Source organism: Hyphomonadaceae bacterium ML37, from assembly GCA_027627685.1.
GTDB lineage: Bacteria > Pseudomonadota > Alphaproteobacteria > Caulobacterales > Maricaulaceae > Oceanicaulis.
In genome coordinates this window covers 819,768-842,228 of the sequence record CP091241.1, presented here as the reverse complement: position 1 = coordinate 842,228, position 22,461 = coordinate 819,768, and the positions used below count along the sequence as shown (strand labels likewise).

Here is a 22,461-nt window from a genome sequence, read left to right as displayed (position 1 = left end):
TCGCACTTTTGCGTCTCAAGCAAGATCAGGGCCGGACCTTAGCGAAACGTTTCCATTCCTATACGAACACACGCCCGCGCCTGCGATCAAGCGCGCAAAACTGCACGGCGCCGCTTTTGCGCAGCCCGCACCAGCCTCAATTTACCGCAAATGGCCTTAAGATTCGGCGCCCTCAGCCCCGCCACGCTTTTCGTACACGTGGTCGATCAGGCCGAACTTCATGGCCTCTTCGGCGTCCATGAAGGTGTCGCGGTCGAGCGTTTTCTCCACCACGGCCAGATCCTGGCCGGTGTGTTTGACGTAAATCCCGTTCATCCGCCGCTTGATTTTCAGGATATCTTCGCCGTGGCGCTCGATATCAGCGGTGTTGCCGCGGAAACCGCCCGAGGGCTGGTGCAGCATGATTCGCGCGTTCGGCGTGGCGAAGCGCATGCCCTTGGCGCCGGCGCCCAGCAGCAGCGAGCCCATAGAGGCCGCCATGCCGACGCAAGCCGTCGCCACGGGGCAGCGGATGTATTGCATGGTGTCATAGATCGCCAGACCCGCGCTCACCGACCCGCCCGGCGAGTTGATGTACATGGCGATTTCTTTTTTCGGGTTTTCCGATTCGAGGAACAGAAGCTGCGCCACCATCAGGGAGGCCATATGATCCTCGACCACGCCGGTGACGAAGACGATGCGTTCTTTGAGCAGGCGCGAATAGATGTCGTAGGCCCGCTCGCCCCGCGCGGTCTGTTCGACCACCATGGGCACCAGGTTCATCATCACGTCCTGCGGGTCGTCACGCATGTTCGGCTCCGTGCATTCGGATGGGCGCTGCAGACCGGCCGGCCCGCTGCGCTACTCTAGGCGGCGGGCGCCGGACCGCAAACCGGCGATGGCAGCCGCTAGTCCTTTTTGGCGGCGGCCTTCTTAGCGGGAGCCTTCTTAGCGGGAGCCTTCTTCTTGGCCGGAGCCTTCTCAGCGCCCTCGTCAGCATCGGCCTTGGCGGCGGCTTTCTTGGGCGCCGCCTTCTTCTTGGCCGGGGCCTTTTTGGCCGGGGCCTCATCCTCGTCGGAGAACAGCGCCTCGCGGGTGATTTCCACCTCGCTCACATCGGCGAGCTCAAGGATGTAATCGACCACTTTTTCTTCGTAGATCGGCGCGCGCAGGGACTGCAGGGCGCCCGGGTTCTTCTGGTAGAACTCCACCACCTGGCGCTCCTGGCCCGGATAGCGTCCGGCTTCCTGGTTCACCGCCCGGGCGATCTCTTCCTGGGTGACGTCCACGCGGGCCTTGCGGCCGATTTCGGCCAGCACCAGGCCCAGACGCACGCGGCGCTCGGCGATCTTGCCGTAATCGGCTTTCAGCTCGTCCTCGGACTTTTCCTTGTCCTCGTCATCCAGCTCGCCCGATTTGATGGCCTGCTCGACTTCACGCCAGATGGACTCAAATTCCTGTTCCACCATGCGGCCGGGCAGGTCGATGCCGTTATGGGCCTCGTCCAGCTGGTCGAGCAGGGAGCGTTTGACCTTCATGCGCGAGGCTTGCGCGTGCTCGGTCTCGAAGCGCTTGACCAGCAGGTCCTTGAGCGACTGCAGGCTCTCAAGGCCCAGGCGCTCTGCCAGCGAATCATCAATGGCGCTTTCGGCCGGGGCCTGAATTTCCTTGACCGTGGTGGCGAACACCGCCGCCTTGCCCGCCAGATGAGCGGCCTGATAGGCTTCCGGGAAAGTCACCTTCACGTCGAGCTTGTCGCCGGCCTTCACGCCGACCAGCTGCTCTTCAAAGCCGGGGATGAACTGGCCTGAGCCGATCACCAGCTCAGCGTCTTCCGCCGTGCCGCCGTCAAACGCTTCGCCATCGATCATGCCAACGAAATCGATCACCAGTTTGTCGCCATCGGCGGCTTTGGCGGTCTTGGCCTTGGGCTCATAGGCCTGGGCCTGACGGGCCAGCTCGCCCAGCGCCTCATCCACCTGGTCGTCGCCCACCGGCGCCGTCGGACGGGTCACTGACAGGGTCTTGGGATCAACCGGCTCGAACTCCGGCATCACTTCGACGGCGATCTGGAAGGCGAAATCGGAGCCCTTTTTCAGGACGTCGTCGGCGTCGGACTTCACCTCGATATTGGGCTGGGAGGCCGGGCGCAGATTGCGCTCGTCCAGCGTCTTCTGCGTCGCTTCGGGCACGATTTCCTGAAGGATATCGCCCATGATCGACGCGCCGAACATCTTGCGGATATGGCCCGCAGGCACCTTGCCCGGACGGAAGCCCTTCAGGCGCACCTCGGGGCGGATCTCCTCGATCTTGGCGGCGAGCTTCTTTTCGAGGTCGGAGGCGGGAACCACCACTTCGAACGTGCGCGACAGACCTTCAGAGGATTTCTCTTGGACGTTCATGAGGTAAAGGGCCTTCGTGATTTTGGGGGCCGTCAGCATTGCGCCAAGGCGTTCAACAGGGACAGGCGCGGGCGATGCGCCGGTCCGGTCACGCCCGCTTTAGAAGCGAGCGCGCGTTATGTCACGGGGATTTTCCGTGCGCAACGGGGGTCAGTCAGGACCGAAGGGCCTGCGTGTGCCGCGAAAACACACATGTTGCGACGCGCTGCCAGTCCCCGAACCCGCCAGGGTTCGCACTCGGCTACGCCGGAGCGAAGCCCCGGCTTCGCCGAGGCGAGAGCGCGACAGCGCGCCCGCAGCTTTAGCGAGGATCGACTGAGCGGACGCGAAGGAGAACGAGAGAAAATGGTGCGGGTGAGAGGACTCGAACCTCCACGGGTCGCCCCACTGGAACCTAAATCCAGCGCGTCTACCAGTTCCGCCACACCCGCATGCCAGCCGATGTACGGCGCGCGCTGCGGGCTGGCAAGACTGTCCTCCCCTGAACAGGGGGCGCCGGGACGCCCGGATCACCGGCAGTATGCGCACTGCAGGCCCTGGGGACTGCACCTGAGGCGGGCTGCATGCGGCAAGGGGACGGCTTGCGTGCAGCCCGTGCCTCACCGGCCGGCGCGCACTTGCTCCAAGGACATACAAGCTGCGCACAATCCCACCGGAATTCAGGGCGCGCCTCCCGAGTGTCCAATCGGCACGGACAGCTCAGTCCCGGCGTCAGACCGCCGGCGTGTAGCGGCGGAATCCGCAATTCATCCCGGGCCGCCGCGCCTGAACATCTGATAGCTGAGCCCGGCGTCCGCCTCACCAACCCTGTCAAGTCTGATCGCCCCGAGCACGCGCCGGGTGGTCTGGACGCATATCACGCTCCCCGGCGTGACGGCGTCCAGCGGGAGGGCCATTTGCCGCGTCCAGCCCCCGGATTCGCTCGCCCGCCGGCAGCGGTCCGCAAGCGAGCCGGAGCCATCCTCCGGCGAGCCTGTCCGCACAATCTCCGGAACAACAAAGGCCGGATTGCCGAGATTGACCAGGATAAACTCTGCATCAGGAAAATCCGATGATCCATCGAGCCGGTCGACCCGGCCTGCATCAAGATCGATCGCCGACTGGAACGGGACGGTCAGGGGGCGCCAGGCGTCCCCGTCGGCGGGACGCGGCGCCGGTCCGGCGTCCCGGTCCGGTTCCGGGACCGGCGCAGGTGCAGGCCCGGCAGCCGGATCACAGCTGAAAAACACTGGCCTCCCATCCATCCGGCCCGCCAGGATGCGGGTGTTTGTCCCGGGACGGCCCGCATACTCGCGACCGCTGAACAATGCTCGTTCCGCGCCGAAGAACAGCACGGCCGATCCCTGTTCCCAGGCGCCGGTAACCTGCTGGGCGCCTTCACCGGGAAGCGTGATCGTTCCGCGCATGCCGGGATTCGCTGAAACGTCCCGTTCAAGACGCGCGCTGCCCGCCGCAGCAACATTGCCATCGGGGCCAAAGGAGATCACGGCGCAATCCATAGGGTCCGCGGCGAAGGATGCTCCGCCTGCTGCAACCGTCGCGGTCAAACCGGCAAGCGCGGCGGCCATTGCAAATCTGCCCAGCGTCATGTTCGCCTCCATCACCGCACCACCCCCCACCGCTCAAAGGAGAAGCGCAGATGCGGATCGTCGCCGCCGTCCGCGCTGGTCACCCGCAGGGCGCCGAGATACCGGTCATTGGTCAAGACGCAGATGATTGCGCCGCGTTCGATCGATACGAAAGGAATGCCGCCCCCGGGACGTTCGTTGCGTACACCGGAGCAATCGGCAGTCCCGGGGTCGAGCTCGGAAAAGCCGGGAGGCGTTGAGCTGAGCATGATCCGCGCCTGCGGTCCGGCGGCGATAACCGGGCTTCGGCCCATGAACATGCCCAGGAAGATATCGACGTCATCGGAGCCTGACGCCGCAAGGATGCGGCCGGTGTCCATGTTCAGTCCCTGAAGCGCGCGCAACTCCTGCTCGACGCCGCTGACTGTTTCTCCGTCCCGCGCCCAGGCCGGGGGCGTGGCCCGCGACTGACAGTCCGCCCACCACAACCCGTCGCGCTGGGTCCCGTACACGCCAGAGAAGGCGACCCCGGCGCCAAGCGCCTCAGCGTGCCCCACGGCGGGCCCGCCTGCCAGATCCAGCCGGACCTCGCCTTCCTGCCAACGCGCCGGCGCCAGCTCTGTGAACTCCAGGCGGCCCTCGGCCCGGCGGAACTGGCTCGCATCGCTCCGTCCAACATCGGATATCCAAAGCCGGCCCTGAACGGGGCCGCCGCTCTGGGTGAAGAAGGTGGCCTCGCAGTCGTAATACCTGTCGGCGCGCGCCTGCCCGGCGGCGGTCAGGCAGATGACGACCGAAGCGGCCAGCACCAGCTGTTTCATGAAATCTCCTGTTTGCAATGGCCGTGCTCAAGCATAGTCGACCATGCAGACTGAATTTGTCACGTGGAAATGAACCGCCTGTCGCCGGAACTGGGCTGGTTTCCGCCCGAATATCGTCGAGACGCCCTTGGCGGCGGACCTTCCGCGACATTGATCGTGCAGCTTGGCAGTCGGCAAATCCGGCCGAGCCCCCCGTTCAGGGGGCGGCGCACAGCCAAGGCGCATGCGACATGTGGGAAGCCCAAGACACCCAAAGGATGACCATGCCATGAGCGCGAAAGCACCCGTCCTTGCCATTCTCCTCACCTATGCCATGTCGATGACGGGCGCATCACCCGCGCGGGCGCACGCCCTTGCCGGGGCGAGCGCATTTGAGGCGGCGTCCGTGCAGGCGGACGGCTCAGACTTCGAGCCCTGGCGCGGACCGGGTGAGACGGCGATCAGCGCCCGGCTCGGCGAACTCGCGCGCGAGTGCCGCGCGGAGATGAACCAGACGCTCAATTATGACCCGCAGGACGTGATCGTGGCGGCGGACTTCAATCTCGACGGGGTCGTGGACCCGGTGCTCGACCAGTCAAAGGTCTACTGCGGGGAGTCTCTGGCCCTATGGGCAGGCACGGGCGGCTCGCCGGTGCGGATCTTCGTGTCCGATGGCGACGGCGGCTGGGACGAGCACACCACGGGCGGATTCGCCGGCCGGGTGGAGTTGATCGGCCATGTCCCGGTCTGGCTGTCGCTGGTGCACGGCACGGCCTGCGACGGCTATGGCGCCCTGCCATGCGCTCAAGTGCTGATCTGGGGCGACGGCGCCTTCCGCTCGGTCGCCGATGGGAAAAGAGCCGAGCCATGAGCCTGACGTCCATTCGATCCCCGATTCTCGCCGCCCTCCTGCTGGCGCTCTCCGTTGGCGCGCCGTCTTCGGCCCAGGGCGGCGATGCTGCCCCGGAAGACAGCCTCTATGAAGAGGTGATGGCGCTCAGATCCAGCGGGAACCTGGCTGAGGCCCGCGCACTCCTGACTGACGCCTGCGAACTCGGGGATGATCTGTGGGCCTGCGCCCAAGCTGCGCCCATGTGGTTGCTTGGCGACGGCGGGCGGGCGGATGCCGCCATTGCCAAACACCAGTACGATGGGGCCTGTGCGCTTGGAAACAGGGCCGGCTGTCTGGCGGCCGAGCTGAGCGAAACACATCGCTCCGCGTCGCCGTCTGCCCTATCGGCCGCCATCGGCGAGGGTCTCTTCGCCGAAGGTCAGCCGCTTATGGCTGACGACAACACCCAAGGGCTGAATTTCCTGGGGCCGGCCTGCCAACTCAACCATGCGCAAGCCTGCGTTCTGTATGGGCGCAATCTCGACCCGATCCCGGTTTTTGATTCTGAAGGCTTTGATGCCGCCTGCCGCGGCGCTGTGATCTGTACGGTGCAACCGGCGGAGTTCTACTCGACGCAAGACGACCCGGAAGCCGGCTGGGCGTTTGCTCGCGCCTGCGACCTCGGCTCAGGCGATGGCTGCTTCGCGCTCGGCGATTTCCACGACCCGACAGGCCTGTTCGGCGCCCCGTCCACGCCGGAGAACTGGCGCGGCGCCATCTCGGCCTTTCAGCGCGCCTGCGACGAGCATCAGCTGGCGGACGGCTGCGAGCGCTATCGCCGCGTGATGGAGCATTCACGAAACACCGAGACGGCGGCAGTGCTTGCCTATCGCGAGGCGCGTTGTGAAGCGGGCGACCAGCCATCTTGCGAGTTCGTCTCCACAGAGCGTGCGAGAATGAACGCCGCCGCGCAGGGCGCCCCCACCCTCGACCCGCTGCTCTGCGCCCAGGCGCTTTACCTCGTCTCGACAGACGGTCCCCAGCATGTGGCGCGCACCACCGCCGAGGCCCGCGCAGCCGTGCAGGCCCATATCGCCGCCCATGGAGGCGATCAGCTTCAACTCGAGAACCAGGTCGTCGCGGCGGCTCGGATGCGCCTTCAGGCCCTTCAGTCCGGCGCGGAGACGCCCGAAGCCGTTCGCCGGGAGGTTCAGGCCTGCCGACGGCAGTTCGGGTTCCAGCCGTGAACCCCCTGTTCAGGGGATGGCAGCGTGGGTGACGGCGCCGTGAAATGTTTCACGCGGCGCCGGTCCGCGCCGCTTCGCAGGAGCGCAATGATGAACCTGAAATCCGTGATAATCCCGATCCTCGCCGCTGCCGTGCTGGCGCTCGGGCCCGCAACGCCCTCTGCGGCCGCAGCCGATGAGGCCGGGCCGAGCCTTGGAAGCTGCGCCGCGCTCTACTACGCGGTCAATCATGAGCGCATGGCGACCCCGTGGATTCCCTCACCCGCCGAGATCCTCGGCATGGACACTTTCGGCTGGCTCGGCGCCGACATGCTGGGCGGGGCGTTCTGGGTGTTCAGCAACGCCACCGTGATTGACTGGAACCAGCGCTACCGGGCGCTGGAGGCGCGCTCGGGACAGTCTGATGTCGCGTTCATGCTGCAGGTGATGTCCATTCAGGGCGGGCCGCTGGAGACCCAGCCGCGCAATGCCGATCCCGCCTTCCCGCTCGCCGAGCAGGCGCCGCTCTCCTTCAGCGCGACCCTGCCGTCGCGCGAGGATACGCCTCCCTATGGACGCCGTCTCGCCCAATGCGATGAGACCTTCGGCTTCGCCCCGACCTTCTGGTTCGGCGCGCCCGAGCCCCTGATCTGTGCAGCGGCGCTGTACATGGTCTCGTCCGACGGTCCCGAACACACGGCCCGGGCCGTCGCCGAAGCCCGCAACGCCGTGCAGGCTCATATCGCCGCCCATGGAGGCGATCAGCTTGAGCTGGAGACCCGTGTGATGGCTCAGGCCCAGGCGCGGCTCCAGCGCGTTCAGAGCGGGGCCGAACCGGTGGATGGGGTGCGGTTCGACGTCCAGATCTGCCGCCGGGAATTCGGGGCGGAGGGCTGAGCCTCCCCCGATCAGGGGATGGCGCCCTGCCGCTCCCCTTCAGCTGGATTGACTGATGTTGATGAACACCTTCAGACCAAAGGACCTGCCCATGACAGCCCGCCTCCTCGCCGCCAGCATCGCTGCATCCCCCCTCGCCGCTGCGGCCCACGCGCAGCTTCCCCCGCCGCCGCAGGACGGGGTGAGCGCGGACCTTGATTGCGCCTCGGTGTATGTCTCGATGGGCGCCCTGAGCGCCGGGCTCGCTGGCGAGGAGACCCGGGAACCCTTTAGTGCGCGGGCGCATGCCGCCATTCGGGCGCATGTGTCCGCCAATCCTCCTGCGGCGGGCCAGGACGAGGCCAGCTATCAAGCCTTTCTCAACGAGGCGATTCAGCGCTGGTCGCGCGGGCTGGGGGCCGGAATGGAGCAACTTCAAAGCCTCGGCGGGCCTTCCAGCCCGGAGGGAATGGCGGGCTTCATTCGCCTGGGCAATATCGCCTGGGACGCTGTGCAGGCGTGCGACGCACGCTACGGGCACGCGCCCCTGCCAAGCCCGTTCAGCTGGATTGATTGATGTTGATGATGGAGGACCCCATGAACCCTGGTTCCATGCGCACAGCACGCGCCTTGCAGATAATGGCGGGTCTGGCATTGGCGCTGCTGGCGATGGCTGCATCAGCGGCCAGCGCAGCCTCACCCGGGCTTGACGCCTATACACGCGCCATGGCGGCGTTGCGCGCCGGCGACGACGCAACCGCACGGGCAAGCGCGCTCGAGGCCTGCGACCAGGGCGAGGCGCGCGGCTGTCTGGTCGCCGGGTTTCTCCTGAAAGAAGGCCGCGGCGGCCCCGGCGACGACACCGCCGCGCGCCGCTTGCTCAGCGAGGCCTGCCGCGGCGATCAGGCGGACGGGTGTTTCCAGCATGGCATCCTGCTGCGCGATGGCCGTGGCGGGGCAGCGCATGCGTCTCTGGCCCGCGGCGCTTTTGCGCGTGCCTGCGAACTGGGATCGGCGCGCGGTTGCAGTGATCTGGGCCAGCTCTTCGAGAACGGTCAGGGCGGTAGCGCGGACGTTTCGATGGCCCGCACGCTCTACGCCCGGGGCTGCAATGGCGGGAACATGCCCGGCTGCCTCAATTTCGGATTGAGCCATCGCAATGCGGAGCCGCGCGACCCGCAACAGGCACGCGCCGGTTTTCAGGGCGCGTGTAACGGCGGCCTGGGCGACGGCTGCTACATGCTGGGGCTGGTCCAGCAAGAAGACAATCAAGACGAAGCCTCGCGCGCTTCTTTCGAGGCGGCCTGCGCGCTGGGCTCTGCAGCCGGATGCGGATTGTGGGGGGTGGCGCTCTCCGATCCGGGCCCCGGTCAGGACAATGCGGCGGCGCTGGGGGCCTTCCGGCAGGGCTGCGAAGGAGGATACCCTCCAGCCTGTTTCAATCTCGGCAGCTTCCTGCGCGCAGGAGTCGGGGGACCCGAAGGCGCAGCCGGGGCGCGCGATGCCTTCACCCGCGCATGCCAATTGGGGCATGAGAATGCTTGCCGAGAAATCTCGCAATAAGGACGTTGGCGGGCACACGCCGCCCTGCGCCTTGGAAAGGCCGATGAGATGACGCGCGTATTGATCGTTGAAGACATTGCCGACGTCCGCGCCTGGCTGTGCGCCGTGGTCTCCGAGGCCTGCCCGGACGCGCAGATCACCACCGCATCTGACGTGCGCCAGGGCCGTGAACTGGCGGGGCGCGAGCCGTTTGAGCTCGCGCTGGTCGATCTCGGCCTGCCGGATGGTTCGGGGGTGGACGTGCTGCGCGCCATCAAGGCCCATGCGCCGCAGACGCTGTGCGTGGTGGCGACCATTCTGGGTGATGACGCCTCCATCGTGTCCGCGCTGGCGGCAGGTGCGGACGGGTATCTGCTCAAAGACCAGCCCGCCGAGGTGCTGACCCGCCAGATCCGCCAGACGCTGGCGGGCGCGCCCGCGCTGTCGCCCTCCATCGCCCGGCGCATCATGGATCATTTCCGCCTGACCGGGCCGGCGGCCCCCGATTGCGATCTGACCATCCGGGAGAAGGAAGTGCTGGCCCATATCGGCCGGGGCCTGCGCAATCACGAGACCGCCAAAGCGCTGGGCATCGCCGAGCAAACCGTGGCCGGGCACATCAAGGCGGTCTATCGCAAGCTGGGCATCTCCTCGCGCGCCGAGGCCGCCTGGCACGCCGCGCGCCTGGGCCTGGCAGCGTCCAGCGACGCCTGAACCCGGCTCAGCCGAACGCTGCGAACACAGCTCGCAGCGTCGAGCCGCCCGGTCCGGTGTCAATCGCAAAAGACCCGCCCAGCGCCTCGACCCGCGCCGCCATATTGTCGAGCCCCCGCCCGGAACGCGCCGCGTCCGGATCGAACCCGCGCCCGTCATCGCTGATGGTCAGTGTCAGCACATCACCGTCCAGCGCCAGCGCGACGCTCAGCGCCGACGCCCCCGCATGGCGGATGGCGTTGCTGACCGCCTCGCGCACCAGCGCGCGCAGGGTCTGCATGGCGGCGCGGTTCGGCGCGTCCTCGCGCCCGGCGTCCACCTGCCAGTCCAGCTCCAGGCCTGCAGCCTCCAGCCGGTCAGCGGTCTCCGCACGCAAGTCCGCCATCAGGCTATCGAACGGCGCCGGCTCGCCCTCGGCATTGCGGATCACATCGCGCAGATCGCCTATGGTGGCGCGGATGAGCTCATCCTTGCGGCCGTCCTCGCGCACGTGCAGCGCGGTCAGGAGCTGGGCGCCGATATGGTCGTGAATGTCGCGCGCGATGCGCGTGCGCTCCCACGCCGCGCCGCGGTCATAGGCGGTGCGGCTGTCGTCAAGATAATCGGCCAGCGCACCCAGCTCGCGCACCGTATCCCAGTCTTCCGGCGTGAACAGGGCGCGGCCCTTGTCCTTGTCATGCAGGATCAGCCCGGGCAGTCCTCCGCGGGCAGGCGTGATCAGGCGGCGTCCGTCCGCCTCGATCCCGACCTCGTGCATGCCGGCCAGCGCCGGTGTGATGTCGAGCGGTGAAAACAGGTCGCGCAACAAGGCCTGCCAGCGTTGCGCGCGCTGATCGGCGCCCGGCTGAAGCGCCACATCGGCCACCGCGCGCATCAGCCCCGCCTGATCCATGCGTCGGCGCTGTGACAGGCGCGACCACAGCCAGGCGCGCGCAGGCAGATAGGCGACGGCGACCAGAAACAGCGACAGGCCGATGGCGCGCGCCGGATCCAGCGACAGCATGACGATCAGCGCCGCATCCACCGCCAGAACCACAATCGCCGCCGCCACGGTGAACAGGACCTGATAGGCCCAGCGCCCCAGCCCGAACACGCGGTAGCGAAGCAGGCCGACAGCCAGTCCGGCATAGATGATCAGGAAGAAGGCGAAGGCGTACTGAGGATCGATCAGCGGCCGGGCGCCAAACGTCACGGGCGCGGCCACCGTGGCGATGAATCCTCCCGCACCGATGATCACGCTGGCGCTCAGCCACACGGCAATCGCGCGTTGCACCGGATCGCCGCGCGCCGCCGCGATCTGCGCCAGGCTGACCGCGATAATGACCAGCATTTCCAGAAAAGTGATGCGCTGAACCGCGATGGAAAGGTCCAGAGGTCCAAAGGCGGCGAACATCGTCCAGCCGCCGAACACCGCCACACACGCCGCGATCAGCCAGGCCGCACCGGGCAGGCGCGCCGGATAGATGGCGAACAGCGCGATCATCACCAGACCAAAGGCGACCGCGCCGATAGCGTTCATCATTGCAAGCGTCAGGGCGACCGGGAAAGCAACAGCGCTGGGCGCGAGATTACCGGCCGCGCCCATGCAGAACAGGAAGGTGGCGACGCCGCTGAGCGCAAACAGGCGCACCGCCAGGTCGCCGGGTTTCAACGACCAGATCCACGCCGATGACAGGGCGGCCAGGGCGCCGGTCATCACAGACACCCAGAAGCGGCCATCGAGCTCGAGCGGGGACCGGATCGGGCGCCAGCCTTGCGACCAGTCCGGCGCGGCGTTGAGGCTGGCCAGCACCATCAACCCGGCCAGGATGAGCACAACGCCCGCCGCGCCCGCAAAAAGGATGGCGGGCGGGAGGAGGGGGCGCATGCCGGGACGTGCAGGCGCAGGCGCCGCGTCATGCTGCATAACCGTCATCGCGCCCTCCCCTGCCTGCCTCCAACCAGCGGCCAGTTTAAGCGCCTCCGCCAGATTCAGGGAACCCGCTTGCCTTGCGGCTATTTACACACGCTGCGGCGAGGGCCATGAACCGGGCATGACCGGCACACCGACATTTGACGACCGCAAGGTCGTGGACTGGGACGCGCGGTTTCGCGCCGATGACGCGCCGTGGGAGCGCGTGGGCGTTCACCCGGCCTTGGCGGACTGGGCGGAGGCCGGGGCGTTCAAACCGGGCAGCCGCATGCTGGTTCCCGGGTGCGGGCGCGGCGCCGAGCCCGAAGCCTTCGCCCGGCTTGGGCTCATCGTCACCGGCGTCGACATGGCGCCCAGCGCCATTGACTGGCAGCGTGATCGTTTTGCCCAGGAGGCGCTCGCCGGAACCTTCGTCTCCGCCGACGCCCTGGCCTTCCTGCCGGACGCACCGTTTGACGCGGTGTGGGAGCAGACCTTTCTGTGCGCGATCCATCCGCGCCTGAGAGCCGACTGGGAGGCCATGGTGCACGCCAGCTTGAAGCCCGGCGGATCGCTGTTCGCCCTGTTCATGCAGAAAGACGAGCCCGGTGGACCGCCCTATGGCTGCGATATGGACGCCATGCGCACGCTTTTGCCGGACACGCGGTGGGTCTGGCCGGACAGCCCTCTCACAGCTTACCCGCATCCGGGGCTGGGCGAGAAAGCGGAGCTGGCGGCGCGCCTGGTGCGCCGTCCGGCGCCGTAGCCGGCGGGTCCGGCCGGCGGACGCGGGCATCCACAGCCGTCAGCGGACACAGGCGCAGTACGACGGCGGCGATCACCACACCGGCGATCATATTGGCGGCGAACACGCCCCAGATGACGCCCGTGGCGCCGCCCAGCATCGCGCCCAGCCAGGCCAGCGGCGCCACCAGCGCAACACCGCGGAACAGATTGACCGCCACCCCCATCAGCGGACGGCCGAGCCCATTGAACCCCGCCGCCGCCGCCATCGCCACGCCATATCCGGCCACCGCGAAGGGCGCGATCAGCCAGTAGGCGCGCGCCATGTCCTGACCCTCCTCGCCAGGCAGGAAGACGGGCGCAAGCACCCCGCTCAGCGCCGCGAGGACAATGGCGATGAGGAGGCCCCAGCCCAGACTGAACAGGAAGGATTTGACGAACGCCTCACGCACCCGGTCCGTGCGTCCCGCGCCGCCATTCTGTCCGGTGATCGGCCCGATACTACCCGACAGCGCAAACAACGGAATGATCGCCAACGCCTCCACCCGCATGCCCACGCCCAGACCCGCCACAGCCGGCTCGCCAAATCCCGCCACGGCAGCGAACACGGCGGTGTTAGCCAACGGGCCGATCATGTTGGAGCCAGCCGCCGGGACGCCCACCCGGGCGATCTCGCGCCAGTTCCACATCAGCTCGCTCCAGCCCGGGAAGGAGAAGTCGATCAGCTTTTCACGCCAGATGATGATCCCCATGGCCAGGATGAACACCACCAGGTTGGAGATCAGAGTGGCCCAGGCCGCGCCTTGCACTTCCATGCGCGGAATGGGTCCCCAGCCGAAGATCAGGATCGGGTCCAAGATCATGTTGATGATGGCGGCGAAGACCATGATCAGGCTGGGAATGATGGCATCGCCCAGCGCGCGCAACAGATTGCCCGCCACCATGGGCCCGACCATGAACACGATGCCGGCAAACCAGATGACCATGTATTCGCGCACGTAAGGCATCATCGCCTCCGTGGCGCCCAGCGCACGGAACACCGGATCAATCGTCGCGACGCCCAGCGCGGCGACGATGACGACGACGATCAGCGACAGGGTGACAGCATCGGTCGCCACGCGGCGGGTCCGGCCGTGATCGCCGCGCCCGGCGGCGCGCGCCACCACGGACACCGCGCCGGCGCCGAGCCCGATGGCGATGCTCATGACCAGCATGGAAACGGGGAACACGAACTGCACAGCCGCCTGCTGCGCCGTGCCCAGCCGCCCGACCCAGTAGGCGTCCACCACGCCGACCAGCATCATGGCCACAATCCCGAACGACATCGGGATCACCATGCGCAGGACATGGCCGAAGACCGGACCCTGGGTCAGGTCGCGCGCGGCGCGGGTGGCGGCCATGAACGGCCCTTTCGCAAGGCGGGTTGGTGACGGCCTATCTAAGGCGTCGGCGGCCATCCCGCCACACTTGTCTGTTCAATCAGGCGCGAGAAAGCCGCTGACGCGCGCCACCACGTCCGGGTGGCGCAGCACCGCGCGGTGACCCAGACCATCAAACATCACCAGCTCAGAGCCCGGCCAGGCGGCGGCGATGCGTTCGCCGGCTTCTGGCGGGGTGATGACATCCCCGCGCCCGTGCAAAATCAGCGCCTGCGCGGTCAGGGCATGCGCCTCGCGCACAATGCTCAGCCCCTCCGCCGGTTCACCCAGGCGGAAGCTGACGGCCTCCAGCAGGCGCCGGACTGCCGTCTCGCTCATGCCCATATGGCCGCCCTGGAAGCGGACATTGGCGGGAAGCGAGTCCGGCCCAGCGATCCCTGCTACGCGCCGCGGCGCCAGCCCATGACGGCGCATGGCGATGACACTGGCCGGCAAGCCCATGGAGTGGGCCGCGACCGCGTCCGGCTGACCAAAAGCGCGCGCGGCGGCGGCGAGCCCCGCGGCGAAATCCAGCAAAGTCGCCGTCGATCCCTCGCTCTCGCCATGGGCCGGACCGTCGATCAGGCATACCCGCGCCCCGCGCGCCATCACCGCTTCGGCCAGTGTGGCCAGATCGGCGCTGTCTGCCTCCCAGCCATGCTGGAAGAAAACCAGCGGCCCCTCCCCGCCCGTCCAGGCGCGCTGGCGCCCGAGGGGGCCGTCGAAATCGGCGCGCTCCAGCTGCTGCAGAAAGTCGCGTCCGGTATCGGACTGCCGGCGCACGCGCGGCGTGACGAAACGCCGGCCCGCCTCGGCGCGAAAGCGCTGCGGGGTCAGGCGCGCCGCCAGATTCACCGCCAGCATTTTCACGCCGCGAACTCCTCAAACAGGGCGGCGTATTCCGCCTCAGCGCAAGCGTGCACCCGCGCCGGGTCATCGCTCAGGGCATGCAGCCCCGCCGCCAGGCCCAGCGCTTCAAACCGGAAGGCGAAGCGCTGCGGATCGGTGTCCTTGCGCAGCTGCCCGGCTTGCACGGCGCGGCGCGCCAGCCTCGTGACAAAGGGATGGAAGCGCGCCCGGACGGCGCGGGCATGTCCGCCCGCCTCATCGGCCAGCCCCGGCGCACTCATCGCCGCCTGCATCAGCGGACAGGGCCGGCCCTGCCCGTCCGTCGTGACCCAGGCGAGCCATAGCTGCGCCAGCAGTTTCAGGCGCTCCAGAGTGTCCGCTTCCGCCAGCACCGGGCGCGTCACCATGGCGTCAAACCGCGCCGCCGCCGCATCAATGACTGCGATCTGCAGCGCGCCTTGCCCGCCGAAATGCGCAAACAGGCCGCTCTTTGACAGACCGGTGCGCGCCGCTAGGCGACCAATAGACAGACCTTCAAATCCCTCCGCCGGCAAGGCGGCCAGGGCGGCGTCCATTATGCGGGTGCGGGTCTCGAGCGCGCTCATTCGCAATCCATGCGAACGTTCGTTCACCGCGTCAAGCGGAAGCGGAAAACCTAGGCATGCCCTGACGCGCCGGTCAGGTATTCCGGCGTCACGCCCAGCGTGCTCAGGGCCTGGGCCCACTTCACCTCGTCATCGGCGCCGAAGACCAGCGCCTCGTCGGCTTCGCAGACCAGCCAGGCATTGGCCGCGATCTCATCCTCCAGCTGGCCCGCCTCCCAGCCGGAATACCCCAGCACCATCAACGCCTGGCGCGGGGCGGCGCCCGAGGCCAGCGCGTCCAGAATCTCGCGAGTCGCCGTGAGGCCCAGCCCTGCCCCGACCGGCAGCGTGGCCGGACCGCAAGTAACATCGAGCGTATGGAGGACAAAACCCCGGTCGCGGTCCACCGGACCGCCATCATGCACCGGGCAGTCCGCTGCGGTTTCCGCGCCGGTCACGTCCAGCTGGTCCAGAAGGTCGCGCAGGCGCAGCCCGGTCATGGGGCGGTTGATGATCAGCCCCATCGCGCTGTCCTCGCCATGGGCGCACATGAACACCACGGCGCGGTCAAAGCGCGGGTCGCCGATCAGCGGGCTGGCGATCAGCAGGCGTCCGCCGAGATAACCGGCGGCGGTATGGGGCAGCGGTCTGCTCATGACCCAAGTCTCTCGCGCCGGACGGGGGTCTGTCCAGTCACGTGCGCCAGCTTCGCCTTGCGCGGCGCCCGGGCCCGGCCTATCTCGCAGGGGTAGGCGGCGCGTGTGTGCGCCGGACGCAAACCCCTCGGAGGCCCCATGACCATCAAGACCGGCGACGCCCTGCCTGACGTGACCTTCATGACCATGACCGCGGACGGCCCGGCGCCCATGTCCACGGCGGACGCCTTCAAGGGCAAGCGCGTGGCGCTGTTCGCGGTGCCCGGCGCCTTCACCCCCACCTGTTCGGCCAAGCATCTGCCGGGCTTCATCGCCAAGGCGGACGAGCTGAAAGCCAAAGGCATCGACCGGATCGCCTGCACCTCGGTCAATGATGTGTTCGTCATGGGCGCCTGGGCCAAGGATCAGGGCGCGGGCGAGGATGTACTCATGCTCGCCGACGGCAACGGCCAGTTCGCCTCGGCCATCGGTCTGGAGCTCGACGGGTCGAAATTCGGCATGGGCCCGCGCTCCCAGCGCTACGCCATGGTCGTCAATGACGGTGTGGTCGAGCATCTCTTCGTCGAAGCGGGCGGCGGCTTCGAAGTCTCCAGCGCCGACTACATGCTGGGCAAGCTCTAGAAAAGACGCCGAGCGCCCGTCCCCGCACTCAGACGCGCGGGGATGGGCGGCTTGTCGCTATTCGCGCAGAGTGCGCGCCGATACGGCGTTGGCCCGCGCCGCGGCCTCATCAAAGTAGAGCTCGTCCCACCCCTTGTCCGAATACAGACGCGTCTGGTCGCCATAATGCGGCGAGGTCGGGTCGGTGGACTGGGAATAGCTTAACAGGCCGCGCGAGCGCGGACCCTCTTCGGTGAACTCCACCGCCATGATCCAGCTGGACCCGTGAAGGACGCGCTGCGAGCCCACTTGCGGGCGCGGCGCTTCGGGAATGATCATGTTGAACACGCCCATTCCGCGCGTGGCGCCGTGGATCTCAATGCGCTCCTCGCCCCGCATCTCCGCCTGGACGTCGCCCAGGCGCGCGTCGGGCGCAATCCCCAGCGCCTCAAGCTGACCTGCCGCTGTGCGCAGGGCCGCCAGCACCGCCGGGTCAGAGACATCCAGCGTGTGGGGCGTACGCACAGGATCAGCCGGGTCAAAGCCCTGGCGCCACTGGAGCCCGCCCGCCTCGACGAACAGGTTGAATAACAAAACGCCGCGGCTGTCGCGGTCCACGCGCAAGTCCCAGCCTTCCAGCGTGGCGCAAACCGCCTCCAGCTCCGCCCCGCCCTCATCACGGCACAGGGCGGCCAGACCGTCACGCACCAGCTCGCCGCCATGGTGGCGGTTGGAGAACATGGCCGCAGTGATCGTCTCAAGATCAAAGCCCGGCTCGCCCAACCCGTCGGCGCCGGCCAGGCGCTGCTCGATCATGTCGATGGCGAGGCGCGTGCGCAGGCTGCGCGCGCCGGTCTCGTCGCCATAGACCGGGCTGTATCCGGTCATGGGCGCGGCCGGCTGGCTGAGCCAGTGGCTGTCATTGCTCTGGGCCACCCAGTCATCACGGAAAATCGCCGGCGCACTGGACGGTCCGAACACGCCGGGACGGGTCGCGTCCGGGTCGCTGCCCCAGCGGCATTCGGGCCGCGACGCGTCCAGCACCGGAATGCGCAAGGACGCCCAGGCGCCCCGCGCTGCGGGCGAGGGCGCGCACGCGGCGATCAGCTCGGATGTCACGTGCGGGACCATGCCCATATCGCCGTGAAACGCCTCGCCCGACGCGTCAGCAGCGATCGTGTTGAACGCCGTCGCCTGATAGCGGCCCAGCGCGTCGTGCAGGTCGCGCACATCACGCGCCGCCCAGACCGCCAGATACTGGTCAATGGTGCGCAACCCCTCGCTGGGCGCCGCGCGGGCATAGGCGCGCTCGCGCGTCCACGGCAGATCGCCGGTGACCACCAGCGGCCCGAATTCGGTCGAGTACAGCGTGCGGGTGACCGGCGTCAGCGCGCCGTCTTCGCCCCGCACGTCCAGCGTCACATCCTGGCGCGTCATCTCGCGATACTCGCCGTCGACCAGGTAGCGGGTGGGGTCTTGTGGATCGAGGGTCAGTTCAAAATAGCCGAACCGGCGCGCCGTGGAGACGGTGTGGGTCCAGGCCAGATGTTCGGTGTGGCCGATGCCGGGAAATGGCGTGGTGATGAGGCCCGCGCCCACCACATTCAACTCGCCCGGAATGATCAGGTGGGAGCGGTAAAAGCGCAGCGTCCCGTTCCAGGGATAATGCGGATTGCCCAGCAGCGCGCCGCGCCCGCCGCGCGTCGCTTCCCGCCCCAGACCATAGGCGTTGCTGCCCATCACCGGCGCATCGAAATCTGGGTCGAGGCGCGCCTCGGTCACCGGCGCCGGGTCCGCAGGAGGGGCGGCGTTGGCCACGGAGGAGATGGGATTGCCGAACGGGGCGATCAGGGCGCTCAACCAGACATAGATGTCCGACACCGGACGCACCCAGGCCGCGCCACGGCAGCGCGGGTCGGTCAGGTCATCCACACCGGTCTCTTGCAAATAGCGATTAATGCCCGCCGCGAAGCCCGCCACGAAGGCGCGCGCCTCTTCGCTGGGCGTATCAGGATGGCCGTCCGGGCCGTTCAGATAGGCTTCCACCACCGCCGGGCTCGCCGCGCCGCGATGGAACAGGTCCGAGGCGACATTGGCGTTCTGCGATCCGGCCCCGAGGAAGGCCGCGCGCTCGCCGCGCACCGTGATCATCCGGTCGGCGATCTCGCAGATATTGTCCTGCGCTGCGGCATAGCCGAGACCATAACCCAGCCCGCCATGATCGGCGGCGATGATATGGGGCACACCATAGGCGCTGCGCAGAATCTCGGCCTCGAACGCCGGCGCGGTCTCGCGAACGGTCCCGCCGCTGGTCTCCTGAGCCGACTCGCGCGCGCCCATCCAGTTTGACGGTGCTGGCAGGCTTTCACATCCGCCCGCCCAGACCAGAGCGGCCCCCGCCGCCAGAAGCTTCCAGTTCATTGTATCTCACTCCCCGACTGTCATGTTTTGCCGCGCAGCATACACCCCGTATCCGCGCCCGCCAGCGCCCAGCCCAAAAAGAAACGGCGCCCCGGACATACCGGAGCGCCGCGTCAGTGGGTTGGTCTAATTGGATCAGGCGAGATCGAAACGGTCGGCGTTCATGACCTTGGTCCAGGTTGTCACGAAGTCGGTCACAAATTTTTCCCTGGCGTCATCCTGAGCGTAGACTTCCGCATAGGCGCGCAGGATGGAGTTCGAGCCGAACACCAGGTCCACGCGGGTGGCCGTAAAGCGGGTCTTGCCGCACTTGCGTTCTACAATGTCGTAGAGATTGGCGCCCTTGGGAACCCAGCTATAGGACATGTCGGTCAGGTTCACGAAGAAGTCGGTCGTCAGAGCGCCTTCCCGGTCCGTGAACACGCCATGTTTCGTCCCACCGTGATTGGCGCCGATGACGCGCATGCCACCCAGAAGACAGGTCATCTCCGGCGCGGTCAGGCCCATGAGCTGGGCCCGGTCGAGCAGCATTTCTTCGGGCTGAACCGCATAGTCCTTCTTCAGCCAGTTGCGGAAGCCATCGGCCACCGGTTCCAGCACCTCAAAGGAGTCCGCATCGGTCTGCTCGGCGCTGGCGTCACCGCGGCCGGGGCTGAACGGCACATCGATTGAGACGCCTGCAGCTTTCGCGGCCTGCTCCACACCGACATTGCCGGCCAGCACGATCACATCCGCCAGGCTCGCGCCGGCGCCCTTGGCGATCGGCTCCAGCACGGACAGCACTTTGGGCAGACGGGCCGGCTCATTGCCGTCCCAGTCCTTTTGCGGGGCTAGGCGGATGCGCGCGCCATTGGCGCCGCCGCGCAGGTCAGAGCCCCGGAAGGTCCGCGCGCTGTCCCAGGCGGTGGCGACCATATCGGACACCGACAGCCCGCTTGCGGCGATCTTCGCCTTGACGGCATTGACGTCGTAGGAGGTCGAACCCGCCGGAACGGGATCCTGCCAGATAAGGTCTTCGGTGGGCGCTTCCGGGCCGATATAGCGCTCTCTCGGCCCCAGATCGCGGTGGGTCAGCTTGAACCAGGCCCGCGCAAACGTATCCGAGAAGTAGTCCGGATCGGCCATGAACCGCTCGCAGATGGCCCGATACTTGGGATCCATCTTCATCGCCATGTCGGCGTCGGTCATGATCGGCATGCGGCGCACCGACGGATCGGTAGCGTCAACCGGCATGTCCTCTTCCCTGATATTGACGGGCTGCCATTGCGACGCGCCGGCCGGGCTTCTCTTCACTTCCCACTCATAGCCGAACAGCAGCTTGAAATAGCCCATGTCCCACCTGGTGGGCTCCGTCGTCCAGGCCCCTTCAAGGCCGGACGTGATGGCGTTAGCCGCCTTGCCGCCGAGATTCGGGTTCATCCAGCCAAAGCCCTGGGTCTCAAGATCAGCGCCTTCCGGCTCCGCGCCCAGCGTGGAGGCATCGCCATTGCCGTGGGCCTTGCCCACGGTGTGGCCGCCGCAGGTGAGGGCTGCGGTTTCCTCGTCGTCCATCGCCATGCGCGCGAAGGTCTCGCGAACCTGGGCGGCCGTTTTCAGCGGATCGGGCTGGCCGTTCACGCCTTCCGGATTGACGTAGATGAGGCCCATCTGAACCGCTGCCAGCGGGTTTTCCATGGTCGAGGGATCATCGACATTGTCATACCGGCTTTCGCTCGGCGGCAGCCAATCCTTCTCTGCGCCCCAATAGGTGTCCTTTTCCGGGTGCCAGATGTCTGCGCGACCGAAGGAGAAGCCATAGGTCTTCAGGCCCATGGATTCATAGGCGACATTGCCGGCCAGAAGGATCAGGTCGGCCCAGCTCAGCTTGGCGCCGTACTTCTTCTTCACCGGCCAGAGCAGGCGGCGCGCCTTGTCCAGATTGCCGTTATCCGGCCAGGAGTTCAGCGGAGCAAAGCGGATATTGCCTGTGCCGCCGCCACCGCGCCCGTCAGCAAGCCGATAGGTGCCCGCCGAGTGCCAGGCAAGGCGGATCATCAGACCGCCATAATGGCCCCAGTCGGCCGGCCACCATTCCTGACTGTCCGTCATCAGGGCATGCAAGTCCTGCTTCACCGCATCAAAGTCCAGCGTCCGGACCTCCTTGCGGTAGTCGAATTCCTTGCCCAGCGGATTGGACCGGGTGTCGTGCTGATGCAGGATGTCCAGATTGAGCGATTTGGGCCACCAGTGTGTGACCGGCGAGCCTGCTGAAGTCAGGCCGCCATGCATGACGGGGCATTTACCTGCGCTGTTACCGTCCATTGTCTTCTCCCGGGTCGTTGATTGCGTGCCAAGCGGTCTTCCTGCGAGGGGTGCAGCATGACCATCGGTGAGGACCGTACCATAAAGTGCGCCTTGGCATTCAGTCATTTATATTGATGATGGCTATAGATAGCGCTTATGTTGCATCGCACTCGCGCACGGGCCACGCCTATGGGCCATCGACCAGCGAACGGACCACCGCGCCGCGCAGAATCTCCTTGCAATTGGAAGGGCTTTTCCGGAGACTCGCCGTGTAGTTCTGGTGGAGGCGGACATGGTGATTATCGAGAAAGTGCGCCGCGACGCACCCTGGGCGTGGCTGAAGGCCGGACTGGCCGACCTGGCCGCGGAGCCTGGGATTTCGCTGGGCTATGGCGCCGTGTTCACCTTGGCAGGGATTGCGATCACGCTGGGCCTGACGGCACTTGGCTATGGCGGACTGGCGCCGGTCTTCGTGGCCGGGTTCGCGCTGGTCGCCCCGGCCTTCGCCGTCGGAGTCTACCGTATCAGTCAGGTGCGCGACGCGGGCGGCAAGCCGCGCCTGTTCGATTTCTGGTCCATGGCCGTGGGGCGGGTCACTCAGCTGGCGCTCCTGAGCGTGCTTCTGCTGGTCTTTTTCCTCGCCTGGGCGCGGCTGGCGCAGTTCCTGTTCGCGATGTTCGCCCATGGCTCTGACTTTTCCATCACCAATGTCCTGCCCTTCCTGCTGGCTGACCCTCAGGGGCTCGCCCTTCTGGTGGTGGGCACGCTGATTGGCGGCGCGCTGGCGCTGGGCGCTTTCACCATCTCGGCGATCTCCTTTCCCATGCTGGTGGATCAGGATGTGGACGCCTTCACCGCCATCGCGGCGAGTGTGAAAGCCATGAAGGCCCAGCCCGGCGTGATGCTCACCTGGGCCTGGCTGATTGCAGTAATCACGATCCTGGGCTCGGCGGCCTTCCTGATCGGGCTGGCTTTCACCTTCCCGCTGATCGCCCATGCCAGCTGGCGCGCCTACAAGGATTTCGCGCCGCGCCCGGCCACGTCCCGCGAAGCCATGGCGGCCGAACGCGCCTGAT

General features: G+C 67.1%; 20 protein-coding genes and 1 tRNA gene. 9 read left to right on the top strand and 12 right to left on the bottom strand.

Annotated elements, in window-relative coordinates; genetic code table 11:
* Positions 1-156: 156 nt before the first annotated feature.
* The 5 genes from L2D01_04175 to L2D01_04155 all read right to left on the bottom strand — a co-directional run bounded on the left by L2D01_04175 (position 157) and on the right by L2D01_04155 (position 4,770).
* Positions 157-789 carry an ATP-dependent Clp protease proteolytic subunit gene (locus tag L2D01_04175; protein ID WBQ10982.1) on the bottom strand — a complete coding sequence of 211 codons (633 nt, stop codon included), beginning with the start codon at positions 787-789 and terminating at the stop codon, positions 157-159.
* Between the two features lie 98 nt (positions 790-887).
* Positions 888-2,381, bottom strand: a complete 1,494-nt coding sequence (gene tig, locus L2D01_04170; GenBank protein ID WBQ10981.1) for a trigger factor — start codon at positions 2,379-2,381, stop codon at positions 888-890.
* A gap of 346 nt (positions 2,382-2,727) precedes the next feature.
* A tRNA-Leu gene (locus L2D01_04165) sits at positions 2,728-2,812 on the bottom strand.
* 315 nt (positions 2,813-3,127) lie between these two features.
* Complete coding sequence (locus L2D01_04160) at positions 3,128-3,868, bottom strand: hypothetical protein (protein WBQ10980.1); 741 nt, start codon at positions 3,866-3,868, stop codon at positions 3,128-3,130.
* A gap of 113 nt (positions 3,869-3,981) precedes the next feature.
* Positions 3,982-4,770, bottom strand: coding sequence for a hypothetical protein (locus L2D01_04155; protein WBQ10979.1), 789 nt, complete (start codon positions 4,768-4,770; stop codon positions 3,982-3,984).
* 268 nt (positions 4,771-5,038) lie between these two features.
* Here L2D01_04155 and L2D01_04150 point away from each other — a divergent pair, with 268 nt between their 5' ends.
* The 6 genes from L2D01_04150 to L2D01_04125 all read left to right on the top strand — a co-directional run bounded on the left by L2D01_04150 (position 5,039) and on the right by L2D01_04125 (position 9,939).
* On the top strand, positions 5,039-5,620 hold the full coding sequence (locus tag L2D01_04150; protein ID WBQ10978.1) for a hypothetical protein: 582 nt from the start codon (positions 5,039-5,041) through the stop codon (positions 5,618-5,620).
* Positions 5,617-6,828 carry a hypothetical protein gene (locus L2D01_04145; GenBank protein WBQ10977.1) on the top strand — a complete coding sequence of 404 codons (1,212 nt, stop codon included), beginning with the start codon at positions 5,617-5,619 and terminating at the stop codon, positions 6,826-6,828. Before L2D01_04150 ends, L2D01_04145 begins: the two co-directional genes overlap by 4 nt.
* Positions 6,829-6,918: 90 nt before the next feature.
* The gene (locus L2D01_04140; protein ID WBQ10976.1) at positions 6,919-7,704 is read left to right on the top strand and encodes a hypothetical protein; all 786 of its coding nucleotides are present in this window, start codon (positions 6,919-6,921) and stop codon (positions 7,702-7,704) included.
* A 91-nt stretch (positions 7,705-7,795) separates the two neighbouring features.
* Entirely contained in the window at positions 7,796-8,260 is a 465-nt protein-coding gene (locus L2D01_04135; GenBank protein ID WBQ10975.1) for a hypothetical protein, read from the top strand.
* A 20-nt stretch (positions 8,261-8,280) separates the two neighbouring features.
* Positions 8,281-9,246, top strand: a complete 966-nt coding sequence (locus L2D01_04130; protein WBQ10974.1) for a sel1 repeat family protein — start codon at positions 8,281-8,283, stop codon at positions 9,244-9,246.
* Between the two features lie 48 nt (positions 9,247-9,294).
* Positions 9,295-9,939 carry a response regulator transcription factor gene (locus L2D01_04125; GenBank protein ID WBQ10973.1) on the top strand — a complete coding sequence of 215 codons (645 nt, stop codon included), beginning with the start codon at positions 9,295-9,297 and terminating at the stop codon, positions 9,937-9,939.
* Between the two features lie 7 nt (positions 9,940-9,946).
* On the opposite strand, the gene L2D01_04120 is transcribed toward L2D01_04125, so the two are convergent.
* Positions 9,947-11,854: an ATP-binding protein gene (locus L2D01_04120; GenBank protein WBQ10972.1), complete on the bottom strand. Its 1,908-nt coding sequence runs from the start codon at positions 11,852-11,854 to the stop codon at positions 9,947-9,949.
* A gap of 118 nt (positions 11,855-11,972) precedes the next feature.
* On the opposite strand from L2D01_04120, the gene L2D01_04115 reads away from it, so the two are divergent.
* A complete protein-coding gene (locus L2D01_04115; protein WBQ10971.1) occupies positions 11,973-12,596 on the top strand; it encodes a TPMT family class I SAM-dependent methyltransferase in 624 nt (207 codons plus the stop codon).
* Here the strand turns inward: L2D01_04115 and L2D01_04110 are convergent.
* The 4 genes from L2D01_04110 to L2D01_04095 form a co-directional block, all read right to left on the bottom strand.
* Positions 12,520-13,974: an MATE family efflux transporter gene (locus tag L2D01_04110; GenBank protein ID WBQ10970.1), complete on the bottom strand. Its 1,455-nt coding sequence runs from the start codon at positions 13,972-13,974 to the stop codon at positions 12,520-12,522. The two genes, L2D01_04115 and L2D01_04110, sit on opposite strands and share 77 nt — an antisense overlap.
* A 75-nt stretch (positions 13,975-14,049) precedes the next feature.
* Positions 14,050-14,856: a lysophospholipase gene (locus L2D01_04105; protein WBQ11616.1), complete on the bottom strand. Its 807-nt coding sequence runs from the start codon at positions 14,854-14,856 to the stop codon at positions 14,050-14,052.
* Positions 14,857-14,858: 2 nt separating this feature from the next.
* Complete coding sequence (locus tag L2D01_04100; protein ID WBQ10969.1) at positions 14,859-15,446, bottom strand: TetR/AcrR family transcriptional regulator; 588 nt, start codon at positions 15,444-15,446, stop codon at positions 14,859-14,861.
* A gap of 50 nt (positions 15,447-15,496) precedes the next feature.
* Positions 15,497-16,081, bottom strand: a complete 585-nt coding sequence (locus L2D01_04095) for a YqgE/AlgH family protein (protein ID WBQ10968.1) — start codon at positions 16,079-16,081, stop codon at positions 15,497-15,499.
* A 138-nt stretch (positions 16,082-16,219) separates the two neighbouring features.
* Between L2D01_04095 and L2D01_04090 the strand changes: the two genes are divergently transcribed.
* Complete coding sequence (locus L2D01_04090) at positions 16,220-16,702, top strand: peroxiredoxin (GenBank protein ID WBQ10967.1); 483 nt, start codon at positions 16,220-16,222, stop codon at positions 16,700-16,702.
* Positions 16,703-16,759: 57 nt separating this feature from the next.
* Here the strand turns inward: L2D01_04090 and L2D01_04085 are convergent, their stop codons facing one another.
* Together L2D01_04085 and katG are read right to left on the bottom strand one after the other, a co-directional pair.
* Positions 16,760-19,102, bottom strand: coding sequence for a penicillin acylase family protein (locus L2D01_04085; GenBank protein ID WBQ10966.1), 2,343 nt, complete (start codon positions 19,100-19,102; stop codon positions 16,760-16,762).
* Positions 19,103-19,237: 135 nt separating this feature from the next.
* Positions 19,238-21,403, bottom strand: coding sequence for a catalase/peroxidase HPI (gene katG / locus L2D01_04080; protein ID WBQ10965.1), 2,166 nt, complete (start codon positions 21,401-21,403; stop codon positions 19,238-19,240).
* Between the two features lie 274 nt (positions 21,404-21,677).
* Here katG and L2D01_04075 point away from each other — a divergent pair, with 274 nt between their 5' ends.
* Positions 21,678-22,460: a DUF2189 domain-containing protein gene (locus tag L2D01_04075; GenBank protein WBQ10964.1), complete on the top strand. Its 783-nt coding sequence runs from the start codon at positions 21,678-21,680 to the stop codon at positions 22,458-22,460.
* The last annotated feature ends 1 nt before the right edge of the window (position 22,461 follow it).